Consider the following 14229-nt stretch of genomic DNA (forward strand, 5'->3'; position numbering starts at 1 on the left):
TTTCATTCCGTACAAATTTGTATCAGCAAGGGGTCGCGGTAATGCGGCCCCTTTCGATTCGGAACGCGCGACTGGGCAGCAGCACAGACTCGCCCGTGCGCTGGCGCTGATCGACCGGCACATAGCCCGCAGCGGCCGGACTCACCAGCGGGCTTCCCAGAGTCATGGGGAGCCAATTCCCGTTTTCAGCGCGAGCGGCGAGGGTGGCAACTGATTTGCCAACACAGTGCGCACACGGAGCTTTTCCCAAGATTGTCGAAATTAAGCTAAGTACTTGATTTATTTGGTGAGCGCGGAGGGACTCGAACCCTCGACCCCATGATTAAAAGTCAGAGTATCCACACTCAACGGGACCGAACGGCACTGTAAAAAGCCCTATTTCGTTGACTTTTGAGGCGGTATCCGTTCCATTAGGTCCCGTTCTGTTCCGTTGCATCCAGCTATTTTGTGTCCCCGGCGTGTCCCCGGGAGCAAATCGGGCAGAGCGGCGCGACTGACTTGGGGACGCAGATGGATCAGCGCGTAGAGAATCGGAAGGCTTTGACGGACGCATTTTGCCGGGCTCAACCCGCCCCCGCAAGCGGCCGTCTCGAATTCGCCGATCTGAGATGCGCTGGCCTCTCATTTCGGATCACGTCGAAAGGCTCGCGGACCTTCTGTTTCCGGTTTCGTGACCCGGTCACCCGGGCGTCGACCAGGGCGACGATTGGGACCTATCCGGATGTCGGGCTCGGCGACGCCAGAGCGCGCGCGGACGCCATGCGCGCGACCGTGGCCGACGGCGCCAACCCGGTGGTAGAAAAGCGCAAGGGCCGCGCCACCGCCTCACAGCGGGCCTTCAGCGCTATTGCCGAGCGCTTCATGGTCGAGCACTCCCGCCGCAAGAAGCGATCGGCGGACGGGGACGACCGCAACTTGAGTTTGCACGTCCTGCCGAAGTGGAAAAATCGCCAGATTGACGACATCCGCCGCGCCGACGTGATTGAGCTGGTCGAAAGCATCGTGACCGCCGGCAAGCCCGTTCTGGCGAACCGGGTTCAGTCGCTCATATCGTCAATTTTCAGCTTCGCCCTTGATGCCGATGTACTGTCAGCCAATCCTTGTGCCCGACTTCGCAAGCGTGGCGAGGAAACCGCCGGAACCCGAATCCTATCGGACGCCGAGATCCGGCTCTTTTGGCGCCGGTCGCTTCTGTCCCCTGTCAGCCGCGGCACTGGGTTGGCGATGCGCTTGGAGTTGCTGACCGGGACGCGGCCGAGCGAAGCGGCTGAAATCGACCTGCGAGAATTGAAGGCGCTGGAATCTGCCGACAGCGCCTCATGGATCATCCCGGGCGAGCGGACTAAGAACAAGCGCGCGCATCTAGTTCCGTTGTCGCCTATGGCCCTCTCAGTGGTGCAGAGCGCGCGCGAGATTATCGACGAAGACGATGCATTCCTTTTTCCATCCCCGATCAAACGCACCGCGCCAATTGACGGCCACGCGCTCGCGGTCGCGATGCGTCGCATGAGTGAAAGCGACAAGCTCACTGGACCCGGAAGTAAAACTTGGAAGCGCGACCCGCCGACGCCGCATGATCTGCGCCGGACATTCGCAACGCGGCTATCCGAACTAGGCGTAGCGAAAGAAGACCGGGACGCTTGCCTAAATCACACGCCGACCGACGTCGGCTCAAAGCACTACGATCTGTATGAGCGCGCAAAGGAGAAACGCGCGGCGATGGAATTATGGGCCACGACCCTAGGCGACATCCTCAAGGGGGTGACGCATGGCAGATAGTCCGATCAAAGCGGAACGAAGGAATGAGCTATGGGAGGCATATCTACGGCCAGTTGACGTTCCTTCTGATCCGCTGGAGCGGCACAAAACAGCGCTAGAAAAACTGCACCTTTTGAAAGCCCTTCATTTAAGCGAAGTCGGGAGCGACGATGTTGACAAAACAAAGCGGATACTAGCAAACGCCTTCCCGCTCTGGTCCCTGATCTCCGCAGAGATCGGCGAATGGATTTTATCGTGCATTCACGATGTTACTGGCGGCGTTCCCGACGGCGACCTATACGACCGAGTAAGATTGGGTTCGCTTCTGAAGATGCAAGAGGCTGCAAGTGGACCGCCAACCCATCGCGATGCTCTTGACCCCGCAACCGTCATTATACCCCGCCAATTTCTTCTCGAAATTACGGATGCCTTATTGGCGCTTGATCGTGGAGAGGTGCGTCCGATCTTCGAGCACCGCGTAACAGGCGAACATGGAGCCCCGCACGCATGGTCAACAGCCCGAACGCTTGCCTTGGAGCACGTCGCCTTTCTTGTTGGTCAGGGCGTTAAGAAAGGAATTGCGCAGGCTCGCGTGGGAGCCGCTATAGGCGCTTCCAAAGGCACGCTTGAGGATTGGGAAAAAAAAGAAAAACAGACCAATGGGTTCGATGAAACGTGGCGGGTCGCCAAGGAAGCCGGCGCCTTATCCATTGCTGCGACACGATCGCCAACAATGGACAGTCATGTCTTGTATAAAATGAACCAGTTGCAGTCCGGCACTCTCCGCACTTTCGGAGAACATTACAAAAAACATTTTGGATCCAGACACAATCAAGTAAAGGGCGAAAGGGCGATTGATTGAAATTGACCCTGGAATTTTTAGGGTCTGATTAGCTCCAAATGACACTGAACTTTCAGTGCCGATCGCGCTCGATCATCACGATATCTTTCAGTCTGAATATTCGTATCTCTTAGCGCATGTCCGGCCGTACTCGGTGGGACTTCCTGAAAACAGGGTGCGCATGGATGTCAGACACAACCGCAGCTAATAGCTCAAAGCCTTTCCTTGTCGTCACGGACGTGACGGCGGCGCCGATTGCGTATCCGCCAGCTACCGCCGCGGTCGCGTCAGGTCGAACGAGAACCCGAATCTTCGGCGCTATCAAGAGCGGCGAACTGATTGCCAGAAAAGACGGCAAGGCTACGATTATCGAACATGACGAGCTGATGCGTTGGGTCCGGTCCCTTCCCATCGTTCAGGCGAAGGCATCGTGACGATGGCTGGGAACGCGCGACGTCATCCCGTCTTCGCCGCTGACATTCGCCGTCCTGGCGGACTCGTGTCCGTCACGCCCGTTCGCGATCGATCGGGCGAGGGCGGCGAAGCCTATTCCGTGAGCTACCACTCACCGAGCGGCGACCTCGCTTGGCTATCACCCCGGCTCGCATCTGAAGATCAGGCTGACGCCGCGGCGCGTTGCCTTGCGGATTTCACTGGTTCGGCGGTGCGCCGGTGACGGAGCAGACGACCAACGAACCGTTCCCGAGGGACCGAATAATGAAGATCGAGCGCGTCTTCGTTGACAGTATTCATGTAGGCGAGCGGCTTCGGCCGCTTAACGAGGGCGCGGTGCTGCGCCTGGTCGAGAGCATGAAAACTCTCGGCCAGCTTCAGCCGATATCGGTTTACGCTCCGGATAATACGGCGGCGCACCTTGTCGCCGGACGGCATCGGCTCGAGGCGGCCCGTCGACTGGAGTGGGACGATATCGAAGTCGTCTTCGTTACCGGCGATGAGATCAACCGACAGATGCAGGAGATCGCCGAGAACCTTCATCGCAATGAGTTGACCGCGCTGGAGCGCGATACGCAGATTGCACGATGGGTCGAATTGGTGGCCGCTAAGGTTTCCGACAAGATGTCGGAAACTCCACCCAACAAGGGAGGTCGCCCCGGAAAGGCATCCGCGACGGCCCGCGAGATCGGCGTTAATGAGCGAGACGTTCAGCGGGCTGTCAAGGTCGCATCCATATCGGACGAAGCTAAAACTGCTGCGCGGAACGCTGGCCTCGATGATAATCGGACCGCGTTGTTGGAGGCGGCAACGGAAAAGTCACCCGCGGCCCAGGTGAACATCATCAAGCGGATTGCTGCGTCAAAGCAGGACACGCGCAAGAAGAAAAAGAAAAGCCGGAAGGCGCGTTTTGCGGCGCCGAAGTCGACTCCAGAACAGCGCGACGAATTTGATCTTCAGGTCATCCAGGCGTTTTGGGAAACGGCCAGCGACAATGCTCGGGCCTCATTTCTTAAAAATGTCCGGTCGGAACCAGCGCGCGGTCCTGCAGTGATCTGCGACCGTGTGCGCGAGGCAATCATTACTCTATCCGGCCTGCCCCCAGCTCATGAGGTTGCCGGATGGTTCGCCGGATCGGACGCCGCAATCATAATTTCAGAACGTCTTCACCCGGCAGCCGCGTGGCTCGCCGATTTCTCCGACGCATGGAAGGACGATCGATGACGGTCCGCCTGCCGATCATGCTCGATGATCACGCCGCAGCCGCGGCGAGGGTGCTGGCGGAATTCGTCGGCGGCAAAACAGCGCAAACCGTTTCGAACGGGAACGGTTTAGAGCACGCTCGGGAGGCGCTAATTGCCACCCCTTGAAACGGAAAGAGCCGCCCTGGCAGGCGGCCCAATCCGAAAACAAAATGCGCTAGCAACGCTCGCCAACACTGCCACAGAACCGCAGGATCTTCAAGAGATTCAGGCGAGGCGTGTAGCACGCCGGTTCTGTCTGCTGCCCGATACGGCAGCGACGATTGCAATGCTCGCCTATGGAGCCGTGCAATGATGCCGGCACCAACCGAACCGCTAACATTTCCGCCTTTGGCCGCGCTGACGCCGGCTGCGGCCAACAGCGAATATGCCAAGGCCAGGCATTGCCTTGCCGGCCGCGATCCTGACGACGGTTTGCGGGCGCTAGTAACGCTTACGCAACGATTAACGCGCGTCCAGCTTAATGGCTTCTTGGTCGACAAAGACATTCCCGAACACCTTTGGACGGCCGCCGAATTGAGCGGCATCGTCGACCATCACGGTCCAGATACCGTGCAGAACATCATGGCGTCGGCGATCGAGGCCGCTACGGCCGACCCAGGGGAGAAAACGTCTTCCGTAGCGGAAAGCGCTTCTGGAAGCATCAGCGCGACGCCTTACGCGTGGCGTCAGCCCGAAACCATTCCGCGCCGCGATTGGCTGTACGGTCATCTGTTGGTCAGGAAATTCCTTTCGGCGACGGTCGCACCCGGCGGCGTCGGCAAATCAGCGCTCGTCACCGCTGAAACGTTGGCGATGGTGTCCGGCAAACCGTTACTTGGTGTGGTCGTCACGCGGCCTATGCGCGCCTGGCTCTGGAACCTTGAAGATCCCCAGGAAGAGACGGCGCGGCGAATCCAGGCTGGCGCGCTGCATTACCGGCTATCAGCGGACGATATTGGCGATCGGCTTTTCGTCGACAGCGGACGAGATCAGCGGCTCGTTGTGGCGACGGCGACGCGCAACGGCGCGGTTATCGTTCGGCCGGTGGTCGATGGCCTGATTGCCGAAATCATCGCCCGCAGGATCGACGTCATCGTGATCGACCCTTTTGTGAGCTGCCACGAGGCCTCAGAAAACGACAACGGCGCCATGGATATGATCGCGAAGGAATGGGCGCGCGTGGCCGATGCTGGAAACTGCGCGGTGCACCTGATCCACCATACCCGCAAGCTGGGCAGCAACGAGACTGAGGTCACGGTGGAATCGTCGCGCGGCGCCAAGGCCCTCACGGACGCTTGCCGATCGGTGCGGGCTATCAATCGCATGTCCGAAAAGGAAGCTCAGGACAGTGGCGCAGACAATCCGCGGCTGTATTTCCGGGCATTCAACGACAAAAGCAACCTCGCGCCGCCGGCAGATCGTTCCGATTGGTTCAAGATCGAAAGCGTACAGCTTGGCAACGGCCCGCAGGGGCACGGCGATAGCGTCGGCGTGGTCACGCCATGGGAATGGCCGTCCGCGTTCGGCGGCGTCACCACGGACGATCTATTCCGCGTTCAGAAGGCAATCGCGGCAGGCGCGTGGCGGCAAAGCCCGACCGCTAACGGCTGGGCTGGTTCCGCTGTTGCCGACGTGCTTGGGCTCGACCTGACCGACCAGGCAGCGAAGGCCAAGGTCAAATCACTGTTGCGGACCTGGATCGAGAACAAGGCGCTGAAGGTCGTTCAGCGCCCCGATGAATCCCGGCACGACCGACCATTCATAGAGGTGGATCAGTGGGCAAATTGCTGATGCCTGCGACAGTGTTTCGAACTGTCGCAAACACAGTGTCGCAACTGTCGCAACCCGACACGACTTTGCGACAGTGCGACAGTTGCCCTTATCCCTTTAGGGATAGGGCACCTACTGTTGCGCTGTTGCGAAAGGGTTGCCGGCGCGAAAAACGTACTGTCGCAAATGCGGTGTTCGCATGACCGTGCAGGCCGCGCTTCGCGACACATGGGTAGAGATTATGGACCCGGGCTTCGGTTTCGGGGTCGCCTGGGTCACTCCCTGCGCGTGCAACCGCCGACACCTGCTGTGGACCGGCTCGACCTACGCCGAGGCCCGGCGCGCCGCAGAAAGCTGGGCTGACACGCTCGGCGGCTTGCCGGTCCTCGATCGAGCGAGGCTGAATTGAGCGGACCTGCAGCCCTACAGCGCGTCGCCGCCATGTTGCGCGCGCAAATCCGCCCATCGCCAGATGACGCGATAGCCGCGGCCGACGCTCTCGACGAGCTCGCCAGGGCGCCGCGGTCACATAAGGAACGTCTCGAGGCTCGCGACGCCCTGATTCGCACAGTTTCGGGAAAATTTTACGAGGGGCAAACGACCTGGGCGGCAGCGTGCGGGATCGCCAAGGGGCTTTCGAGCTATCGCTCGCGCGCGTGGCTACGGGTGGAATCGGATCTGCACCAAAATCCCGATCCGTTAAAGATTGCAGGCTTTTTCTGGGAGATCTTGAAGTTGGTCGACGAGCCAATCGGCGAGCGGCAGATTTACCGGATCCTCAAAAATAATCGCTCCGACTGACATCCGCGCCTCTGGCGATGTCAATGACAGCCGCCGTAGGATTCTCTCAGGATCAATTCGCAAGGAAGATTCAATGTCGCTGATCGACACCGCAAAGCAGGTTTTCTCGCCGGCGCCGTCTCCGCAACGCCCGCGCCAGCGGCCGGACGATGTGGTCGAACTTTATCACGGTCACGCGGTAAAGCGACTGATTGAGCTCCGGAGAAAATCGACCGACTTGCGCGCGCTTGCCATGCTGCCGGGCGAAGAACTAAACGCACTGATGCGCCGCCGAACCGCCGTAAAGAACCGGAGAACCGAAGTCGCCGGCAGACGGCCCATTCAAGTGGATGCGCTTGCCGAAATTGACGCAGAACTCGCTCTGATCGAATCCAATATCGCCGAGCTGCAACAGATTAAGGCCGATCGCGATCAAGCGGCAAATTGTGTCACCCAATTGGTGAAGGGCTGCGAAGATTACGGGCTCGATCATTTGCTGACCTGCGCCGTATCGCTTCACACGATCAAAGCGCCGTCGTTCCTGAAGGGTGAAAACGAGGCGACCGCGCTCGCCCGCGTGCGCAACGAGATCAACGACATCAACGCCGACATTTCCGACGTCAAAGCGGCGCCGCTTCCTTCTGCCGAAGCCAAGCAGAAGGCGCGCGATCACGTCAGTGGGCTTATCGAGGCTGGCCGGATTGACGTTTCCGGCTTGCTTCGTCGAAGCGGGGGCGGCGTGCAGTGGCCGACAGTTTATGGCCATCGTGAAATTGATATTCAACCAGTGTTGGCGTTCATCTGTTCCGATCAGATCATAGCGAAACTCGAAAGCGAGATCGACTTACTCGCCGACGACGAGCGCGCGCTGAGCGATGCGCAGTGCGCCACGAAATTGAAGGTGCTCCTGGCCAAGCGGCTCGAGCTAGAGCGCGATGAAGAAGAACTGTACCGAATGGCCGAGAGCAAGGGGTTCGCCGTAAGCCGGCGCCCTGATGCTGACATCCGCGCCGTGCTCGGACTTGCGAGCACGATGCCGGCGCCTCGATAACCATCCCGGTTGTCCATGTCGGGATGGCAAAGCAGAACCGCGGACGTTGGGGATTCTCCGTCTGACCAGCGCCCGCGGTTCAAATCAACTGAGTTCGAGAGCCTCACTGGAAACGTTTCCAGTGAGCGCAACGGCAAAAGGACCGAAGGCGATGAAGTCATATTTCAGAATGAGCGCAGCCGACGACATCGGCGAGATATTGCTCTTTGACGAGATCGCCGACGATAGCTGGCCGGCGTTTGACGCCGAACTGAAGGCGCTTGGCGCGGTGAAGAACATCAATCTTCGCATCAATTCGCCCGGCGGCAACGTGTTCGACGCGATGGCGATCTTCAACGCGATCAAACAGCACAGCGCCGAGGTAACTGCGACGGTGGATGGCATCGCGGCGTCTGCAGCCTCGCTGATCGCGATGGCCGCCGACAAGATCGTGATGCCGGAAAATTCCTTCATGCTGATCCACCAACCGAGCGGGATGACCATCGGAACGTCTGATGATCACGCCACCATGGCCGCCAACCTTCAGAGGATGACCGACCAATTCGCCTCCGTCTATGCGACCCGCAGCCGGAACAGCCTCAGCAGCGTCAAAGCCTTGATGCGCGAGGACAGGCTGATGACGGCTGCCGAGGCCAAGAAGTCGGGCTATTGCGATGAGGTTACCGACAATGTCCGGATGGCCGCCATGTTCGAGCCTTCGAAACTGCCGCCCAGGACGGCGAAGGCGTTCAATAAGGCTCTCGCGCTGAGCGCGTCTATGGCGGACCACAAAGGCGAATGGCGCCGGCTTCAGGCGATCGTCAAAGCACAGATGGGAATCCGAGCTTGACATCTTATCACGGCGACAATCTTGATTTTACCTGCGGCATTGCCTGTCCGCCCGGATCACCCCGGCCGAAGATGTTCTGGCCGTCGGTGCCATCGCGCGTTCAGGACGGCTATGATCCGGTGGTCAGGTGGATCGTCGAGAGCGACGCCAACGCGCCATTTGAAACGGGCGTGGGCTTCACGTTCGCGCCCGACCCGGCCGCGCTGGTTAGCGAATCGGGCGGCGATCCATCCTTCACAACCTATGTCGGCGAAATTGATCTGTTCCTCGGCAGCCGATCCAACCCGGTGCTCGTCGCCGCTGCGCCTGGCGTGACCGTCACGCCGGAAGCGGGGAAGACGTTGGCACTGCTGACCCCATTCAATTTCGTCACCCTCAGGAAGACGGGCGACAACACTTGGAGACTCTCGGGCGATCTGGTGCCGTCATGATTGAACAACCCGATAGGTACAACTATACCGGGTCCTCCGCCACGGTCGACAATTACGGGACAGCTTAGTGTGCGACATCGCATGAGCCAGAGTTTGAAATTGAGGCAACACGCAGAGGGGTGGTCAACACCATGGTAGAATATCTTTCTCTTGGCGGCTTGGCGAAAGCTCTCGGCAGAGACAAATCCGGTCTGAGCCGCCATGCAAAAAACGGAACTATCCCAAAGCGTTCCAATGGAAAGTTCGACCTTGAAGCGGTCAGGCGCGCGCTGAAGAAAAATGTTGATTTGGCGATGGCGCGGCCGGCTCGGCGGCGCGTTGCCGGTCAACAGTCAACACCTGGTCTACCAGTTGACGAGCGAGATCCGGTTGCCGGCTATGACGTCGAGCGCATTCTGGTCGACGGCAAATTCATGACGGTCGGCAACGCCAGGGCGCTGGCGGAAACCTACCGCGCTCGCCTCGCGAAAATGCAATTCGAAGCCGAAAGCGGTGCTGCCGCGAAGGTTGAGGCCGAGGCGTGGACGGCCTGGGCGCCTCGCGCTGCCGATACGTTGGCTGAGGAATTCGGTATCGACCGGGGAAAGCTAACTGCGACGCTCGAGGATCTTGTCCTCCGCCAAATCGCTGATCGTGAAGCAGGTAGAGACACGATAGTTTGAAATATCTTTGCGGCGTCGTGATGAGGCGCCGCAACTCTTTGGAAGGGTATCGACAATGGCCTCGGCAGTGCAAGCGCTTTTGTTCTCTTATGGTTTGGCACCAGGCGGCGGTGACGGAGGCGTGACCTACGCAACCCTTGACGGTGCTGTTACCGCCGGCACGCTGTCAAACGGAAATCTTACATACACGCATACTAGCGGTAATGGCACGGCCAGGAGCACAGCGCAGAAGAATTCTGGAAAATGGTATTTTGAAATTACGGCGGGGACGGGCATCGCAGCGGGCGGCACAAATAGCTCCGTAGGGGTTATGAAATTAGGAGCGACGGATATTAATGTCCTGAATGGTAGTGACGCCGGGATGGTCCTGAAAGGCGGCAACGCGGCTATATTTTCAAACAATGCCAGTTCCGGCCTCTCGCTTGGCGTTGATATTGCAGATGGGAATATCATCGGGGTTGCAGTCGATCTTGATAACCACAAAATCTGGTTTCGGAAAGCACCTTCGGGCAACTGGAACGGGCAAGCCATAGGCTCGCAAAACCCAGCTACTAATACAGGTGGTGCTTCGCTTTCCGTCTGGAACGCGACCACGTTGTCCCCATATGCCGGTTTCGACGCGGGCGGATCGTGGACCGCGAACTTCGGTGCATCGGCATTCACAGGTGCTGTGCCTTCCGGGTTCACATCCGGCTGGACGGTCTAGCGGTTCATGATGATGTATGTCTGCCCGGCGTATGGACCTCCCTGAAAGGGAGCCAGCCTAACACCACAACCCCACCGCGAAAAGAGTGAACGAACCGCGTCTCAAGCGGGGCGGCTACCTCGGCGCTTCCGCCCCCTTGCTGAACCTTGAAATCCGCTCGACTGCAATCGCTGTCTGGCTTCGGCAGGTCTTTGTCGGGGGCGCTCGCAGGTTGTTTCGGTACAATACACAGCCACAGCGCCCTGGCTCGGGGGCGACGACGACATCCACGTTATACATTAACTGGCCGGTCTTGGACCGAACGAACATTCGCGTCGTGCCGGACGTCAGTGGTGCGATTGTAAATTGTCGGTCGCTCTGCGGAACGCCCTTCAACGACGCCCCTTTGGCGCGAAAATCTCGCCGAACGGTTCGGCAAACTCAAATGCCTTTGCCTGACCTAAATCGATGGAAACCAGTCCCTCGCTCGGTATCTCCTGCGGCTGCGCCCATGCACTGCCAGCCAGCATCAATAAACAAGCCGCCCAAGCTAATCGTTTCATTGGAATTCCCTCCCGAAAGGGAGGCAGGCTACAACCCCGCAGCGAGTAATCTGCAATAGTTAGGTTTAGCGCGGCTTCAACCGGGGGGGGCCTTTTGGGGCGGGAAAGCGCGGGCGACAAACCACCCACGGGACTAGACGCGCGAAAGCCGCCCGTGAGGGCTTGGCAATCGTCGCAAATCTGCAGACCGCGCCTAACCTACCGGGAACAGCTTGTCGGTGGATTTGTCCAAATGCCTCTTGCTGCTTTGAGGATCTGTCAGGTGCCCAACCAGCTCTCCGGAAAGCTTGTAAATGTTCACGCCTCTGAGGTCATAGATCTTCTGTCCCTTGAGATCGAAAATGGCCTACGCGATCAGCCGCAACACCGGGGCGTTCGCATCGCGCATCACTTCTTGCTCCGTTTGAAACAGCCAGTAAGGCCTGGACTTCTAAGCGTCTCAAGCGGTCTATGCGGTGACGGTGGAGCAGGCGGCGGAAGCGCAGCGCCGGTAGCAGCGGCGAATTTTGCATAATCCGAAAACCGCACGCGCGCGCCCTGCATGATGGCCTCAATCGAGCCGTCTGATTGCATGCGGTAGGGAATGCCAGCGTGCACGGCATCGGGCTCGAAGGCTGTCGGCGCCGTGCCACCAGCCGCAGCTGGCGCATTTTTGCGCTCCATAACGAGCACCGCCAGCAATGCGATCAGTGGTGAAATCACGAGCGCTAAAAAGAACCACAGGATGCCCTCGCGACCGCGGGCATTGGCGGCGACGCCAACCACGATCGAAAGTCCGATCCAGAAGAGTACGATCTCCATCTTGCCTGCCCTCAAGACGAGGTTGTAGCATCCCGCAACTGGGGGGCGAGCACAAGGCACATCCTCTCGAAAGACCCCTGGGTGTAAGGCTCTTTCTGCTGGTCTATCCACTTATCCAGTGCCTTCACCGGGAATTAGGCCGAGGCGCTGGCATTCTAGTTCAGTTGCCTTGATCACCCTATCGACCTGAATCGCCGCTCCATCCAGCAAGCCTGCAGGCTCGCTGCCAGCTATCACGAAATCATCATGCGTAAACGTAAGCCCGAATGCGAAATAACCTCCGCCCTCCGTAAAGTCAGCACCTCCAGAGCCTAAAATTTCCAGATCGAAGGCCTCTGGATGCCATCGATGGCCAAGGCCGATAGTGATCCCGTTCATGATGTACCATGACCTGGAGATCACCTGTTTTGAATGGGATGAGCGCGGCGTGCTTCTGAGTATTGCAAAGTATGCTGAGGATGCTCAGCCATCTATTGCCGCAGAATGTCTTGAAGATGGCGATTATTTCAGGAAGGAGGTCTGGACGCCTGCGCTTGATCATGCCGTCAAAATCAGATGCCGTAGATGCGATCGGAAAGTAAGCATTTCTGGTTTTGGGCTTAGCCGCCAGAACGGCAGTCGCATAAGCTATTTGATCCAATGCAGAACGTAGATTGTTGGCAGCGTCAAATGCGATGCAGGAAAGATCCTCAAAGAAGTCCCGATCAAAGTGAATCTTATGCTGATTGCCGTCTGGCCGTTTCTCAATGCGATACGTACCGCGCGCTCTGCCGTTCATAAAATCGTCAGCTCGGGCCCGCAGGTCTGCAATGTGATAGCGACCGCGAGCAACCGTTCGCTTGGGACTGTAGAACGGATCCGGAGCAATCATTTCCCTTTGGTCTTCAGCCCGAGCTCAACCAGGCGACGTATGGCTTCAGCCCGCGAGGGCTTGTCTTCCTGTTTGGCGCGCCATTTGTCGACGGCTTTGAGGAATTCCGGTGAGGCCCGCATTTGAAATGGCGTGCTTTGAATTCTGCCTGGAGGACGTCCCATAAATGTATTGACCTTTATCCTAAGTGTCATTACATTTATAGCAAGCCGGGACGGCGCTTGCAACACCGTTCCCGGCTCTAACCCCGAGCAAGGAGCTCCTCTCAATGCCCAAATCTGATCGCGTGTATATCACGCCACCCACAAACACGCCCATATCCCAAAACCATCCTGTGGACGCCCCGTCGCGGCGCCGCTTCCTCACGAACGCTGCTGCCGTGGCCGCTGGTGGCGCCGTCATGGCGCTAGCGACGATCCAGCCCGCGCCGGCAAGCCCGCTGGACCCCGCGAACGCCAGTCCGGCGCTCCGAGCCGCGGCGATAGCGCTGGATGACGCCCACAGCCGTCTGAAGGAAGCTCGCGCCGCCTTCGATGCAGCCGACAGGCTGCCGGAAGAGTGGCGAAGGCTAAACCCCAAACCGACCGGCAGCCGCGCAATCAAAAGGTGGAATCGTCGTGAACGCGAGAATCGGCATTCCCTCACGATGGGACTGTGGCGGGCGGTAATAGGCGCGGAAGATGATTTTCGTGAGGCTCAGATGGCCGTGGCGATGGTCGCCGCCCGAGATATGGACGAGCTCGCGCTCAAGGCCTGCATGTCCGGCGTCTATGACACTGTGCACCTATACTGCGGCCGGGCCTCGCCGATCGGTTTCTCTGTGGCGTTCGACCTGATCAGCCTGACGACGGCGGTGGCGTCATGATGGCAGCAACAGCAGAACACCGCCGGCACGCGATTCAGATCGCCTCCGCGCTACCCAATGACCCCGAGGACGCGCTGATAGTCCTCGACCTGACGAGGCGGCTCATTCTCGAATTTCTCGCTGAAGATGAGCCGGCTCAGATGCCGGGCAAGGTGCTTACCTTGGTCCGCGGAGACGATTGCGCCTGATCTCGACGAGGGCCCTCCAAGGAAGCCCGCCGGTTCACGCCGGGGAAGTCAGAAGCCGTCACCGTCCCAAGCCGGTGGCGGCTTTTGATTTTGTGTCCCTGCCGCGTCCCCCGGCCCCAAAGCGGGCGTGTCCCCATCGCCAAAAATGCAAGAAAGCTCTGATTTTATTGGTGAGCGCGGAGGGACTCGAACCCTCGACCCCATGATTAAAAGTCACGTGCTCTACCGCCTGAGCTACGCGCTCACTCTATTGCTTGAGCATGAACTTTTCGGAAGACTGGTCCACCTCGCTATCCACGTGCGGGGCAGGGTTTTTCCGGATCGTGCTCGGCCCGCGCTGTGTAGGGGGCGGGGCCTTGGCGGTCAATAGCGCAAACCGCCGCAAATGGGCCAATCGCCAGTCCCAAATTCCCCTTGCACAGCTTACGGTTAGCCCA

17 protein-coding genes and 1 tRNA gene are annotated in these 14229 nt (G+C 59.0%); 14 read left to right on the forward strand and 4 right to left on the reverse strand.

From position 1 onward, the window contains the following. The first annotated feature begins 510 nt into the window (after positions 1–510). The 12 genes from V1289_RS44610 (at position 511) to V1289_RS44665 (ending at position 10525) form a co-directional block, all read left to right on the forward strand. The gene (locus V1289_RS44610; protein WP_334405908.1) at positions 511–1779 is read left to right on the forward strand and encodes a tyrosine-type recombinase/integrase; all 1269 of its coding nucleotides are present in this window, start codon (positions 511–513) and stop codon (positions 1777–1779) included. After that, positions 1769–2620, forward strand: coding sequence for a hypothetical protein (locus tag V1289_RS44615; RefSeq protein WP_334405909.1), 852 nt, complete (start codon positions 1769–1771; stop codon positions 2618–2620). Before V1289_RS44610 ends, V1289_RS44615 begins: the two co-directional genes overlap by 11 nt. Before the next feature lie 696 nt (positions 2621–3316). Next, a complete protein-coding gene (locus tag V1289_RS44620; protein ID WP_334405910.1) occupies positions 3317–4276 on the forward strand; it encodes a ParB/RepB/Spo0J family partition protein in 960 nt (319 codons plus the stop codon). Further along, a complete protein-coding gene (locus V1289_RS44625; protein ID WP_334405911.1) occupies positions 4273–4422 on the forward strand; it encodes a hypothetical protein in 150 nt (49 codons plus the stop codon). The genes V1289_RS44620 and V1289_RS44625 overlap by 4 nt, the downstream gene beginning before the upstream one ends. A 183-nt stretch (positions 4423–4605) precedes the next feature. Then, a complete protein-coding gene (locus V1289_RS44630) occupies positions 4606–6087 on the forward strand; it encodes an AAA family ATPase (RefSeq protein ID WP_334405912.1) in 1482 nt (493 codons plus the stop codon). 178 nt (positions 6088–6265) lie between these two features. Then, the gene (locus V1289_RS44635) at positions 6266–6475 is read left to right on the forward strand and encodes a hypothetical protein (RefSeq protein WP_334405913.1); all 210 of its coding nucleotides are present in this window, start codon (positions 6266–6268) and stop codon (positions 6473–6475) included. Then, positions 6472–6867 carry a hypothetical protein gene (locus tag V1289_RS44640; protein WP_334405914.1) on the forward strand — a complete coding sequence of 132 codons (396 nt, stop codon included), beginning with the start codon at positions 6472–6474 and terminating at the stop codon, positions 6865–6867. The genes V1289_RS44635 and V1289_RS44640 overlap by 4 nt, the downstream gene beginning before the upstream one ends. Positions 6868–6940: 73 nt before the next feature. Then, positions 6941–7897 carry a hypothetical protein gene (locus V1289_RS44645; RefSeq protein ID WP_334405915.1) on the forward strand — a complete coding sequence of 319 codons (957 nt, stop codon included), beginning with the start codon at positions 6941–6943 and terminating at the stop codon, positions 7895–7897. 169 nt (positions 7898–8066) lie between these two features. Beyond that, positions 8067–8726: a head maturation protease, ClpP-related gene (locus V1289_RS44650; protein ID WP_334405916.1), complete on the forward strand. Its 660-nt coding sequence runs from the start codon at positions 8067–8069 to the stop codon at positions 8724–8726. A gap of 71 nt (positions 8727–8797) precedes the next feature. Further along, a complete protein-coding gene (locus V1289_RS44655) occupies positions 8798–9157 on the forward strand; it encodes a hypothetical protein (RefSeq protein WP_334405917.1) in 360 nt (119 codons plus the stop codon). A gap of 131 nt (positions 9158–9288) precedes the next feature. Next, a complete protein-coding gene (locus V1289_RS44660; RefSeq protein ID WP_334405918.1) occupies positions 9289–9819 on the forward strand; it encodes a hypothetical protein in 531 nt (176 codons plus the stop codon). Positions 9820–9874: 55 nt separating this feature from the next. After that, positions 9875–10525, forward strand: a complete 651-nt coding sequence (locus V1289_RS44665; RefSeq protein ID WP_334405919.1) for an SPRY domain-containing protein — start codon at positions 9875–9877, stop codon at positions 10523–10525. Positions 10526–10896: 371 nt separating this feature from the next. Here the strand turns inward: V1289_RS44665 and V1289_RS44670 are convergent, their stop codons facing one another. The 3 genes from V1289_RS44670 to V1289_RS44680 all read right to left on the reverse strand — a co-directional run bounded on the left by V1289_RS44670 (position 10897) and on the right by V1289_RS44680 (position 12246). Then, positions 10897–11067, reverse strand: a complete 171-nt coding sequence (locus V1289_RS44670) for a hypothetical protein (protein WP_334405920.1) — start codon at positions 11065–11067, stop codon at positions 10897–10899. Positions 11068–11454: 387 nt separating this feature from the next. Continuing rightward, positions 11455–11868 carry a hypothetical protein gene (locus V1289_RS44675; RefSeq protein WP_334405921.1) on the reverse strand — a complete coding sequence of 138 codons (414 nt, stop codon included), beginning with the start codon at positions 11866–11868 and terminating at the stop codon, positions 11455–11457. Between the two features lie 111 nt (positions 11869–11979). Then, the gene (locus V1289_RS44680; RefSeq protein WP_334405922.1) at positions 11980–12246 is read right to left on the reverse strand and encodes a hypothetical protein; all 267 of its coding nucleotides are present in this window, start codon (positions 12244–12246) and stop codon (positions 11980–11982) included. Between the two features lie 761 nt (positions 12247–13007). Here V1289_RS44680 and V1289_RS44685 point away from each other — a divergent pair. Then, complete coding sequence (locus tag V1289_RS44685) at positions 13008–13604, forward strand: twin-arginine translocation signal domain-containing protein (protein ID WP_334405923.1); 597 nt, start codon at positions 13008–13010, stop codon at positions 13602–13604. Continuing rightward, the gene (locus V1289_RS44690; protein WP_334405924.1) at positions 13601–13792 is read left to right on the forward strand and encodes a hypothetical protein; all 192 of its coding nucleotides are present in this window, start codon (positions 13601–13603) and stop codon (positions 13790–13792) included. Before V1289_RS44685 ends, V1289_RS44690 begins: the two co-directional genes overlap by 4 nt. A 168-nt stretch (positions 13793–13960) precedes the next feature. Here V1289_RS44690 and V1289_RS44695 read toward each other — a convergent pair. Continuing rightward, a tRNA-Lys gene (locus V1289_RS44695) sits at positions 13961–14036 on the reverse strand. Positions 14037–14229: the final 193 nt, after the last annotated feature.

It is taken from the genome of Bradyrhizobium sp. AZCC 2289 (genome assembly GCF_036924615.1).
In the GTDB taxonomy this organism is placed as follows: Bacteria; Pseudomonadota; Alphaproteobacteria; order Rhizobiales; family Xanthobacteraceae; genus Bradyrhizobium.

What these genes read in the sequence shown, in the direction of transcription:
- V1289_RS44650 (WP_334405916.1), top strand. Translation starts at nt 8,067, where the DNA reads ATGAGCGCAGCCGACGACATCGGCGAGATATTGCTCTTTGACGAGATC.
- V1289_RS44685 (WP_334405923.1), top strand. Translation starts at nt 13,008, where the DNA reads ATGCCCAAATCTGATCGCGTGTATATCACGCCACCCACAAACACGCCC.
- V1289_RS44680 (WP_334405922.1), bottom strand. Translation starts at nt 12,246, where the DNA reads ATGAACGGGATCACTATCGGCCTTGGCCATCGATGGCATCCAGAGGCC.
- V1289_RS44675 (WP_334405921.1), bottom strand. Translation starts at nt 11,868, where the DNA reads ATGGAGATCGTACTCTTCTGGATCGGACTTTCGATCGTGGTTGGCGTC.
- V1289_RS44690 (WP_334405924.1), top strand. Translation starts at nt 13,601, where the DNA reads ATGATGGCAGCAACAGCAGAACACCGCCGGCACGCGATTCAGATCGCC.
- V1289_RS44610 (WP_334405908.1), top strand. Translation starts at nt 511, where the DNA reads ATGGATCAGCGCGTAGAGAATCGGAAGGCTTTGACGGACGCATTTTGC.
- V1289_RS44655 (WP_334405917.1), top strand. Translation starts at nt 8,798, where the DNA reads ATGTTCTGGCCGTCGGTGCCATCGCGCGTTCAGGACGGCTATGATCCG.
- V1289_RS44615 (WP_334405909.1), top strand. Translation starts at nt 1,769, where the DNA reads ATGGCAGATAGTCCGATCAAAGCGGAACGAAGGAATGAGCTATGGGAG.
- V1289_RS44620 (WP_334405910.1), top strand. Translation starts at nt 3,317, where the DNA reads ATGAAGATCGAGCGCGTCTTCGTTGACAGTATTCATGTAGGCGAGCGG.
- V1289_RS44630 (WP_334405912.1), top strand. Translation starts at nt 4,606, where the DNA reads ATGATGCCGGCACCAACCGAACCGCTAACATTTCCGCCTTTGGCCGCG.
- V1289_RS44625 (WP_334405911.1), top strand. Translation starts at nt 4,273, where the DNA reads ATGACGGTCCGCCTGCCGATCATGCTCGATGATCACGCCGCAGCCGCG.
- V1289_RS44660 (WP_334405918.1), top strand. Translation starts at nt 9,289, where the DNA reads ATGGTAGAATATCTTTCTCTTGGCGGCTTGGCGAAAGCTCTCGGCAGA.
- V1289_RS44670 (WP_334405920.1), bottom strand. Translation starts at nt 11,067, where the DNA reads ATGAAACGATTAGCTTGGGCGGCTTGTTTATTGATGCTGGCTGGCAGT.
- V1289_RS44665 (WP_334405919.1), top strand. Translation starts at nt 9,875, where the DNA reads ATGGCCTCGGCAGTGCAAGCGCTTTTGTTCTCTTATGGTTTGGCACCA.
- V1289_RS44635 (WP_334405913.1), top strand. Translation starts at nt 6,266, where the DNA reads ATGACCGTGCAGGCCGCGCTTCGCGACACATGGGTAGAGATTATGGAC.
- V1289_RS44645 (WP_334405915.1), top strand. Translation starts at nt 6,941, where the DNA reads ATGTCGCTGATCGACACCGCAAAGCAGGTTTTCTCGCCGGCGCCGTCT.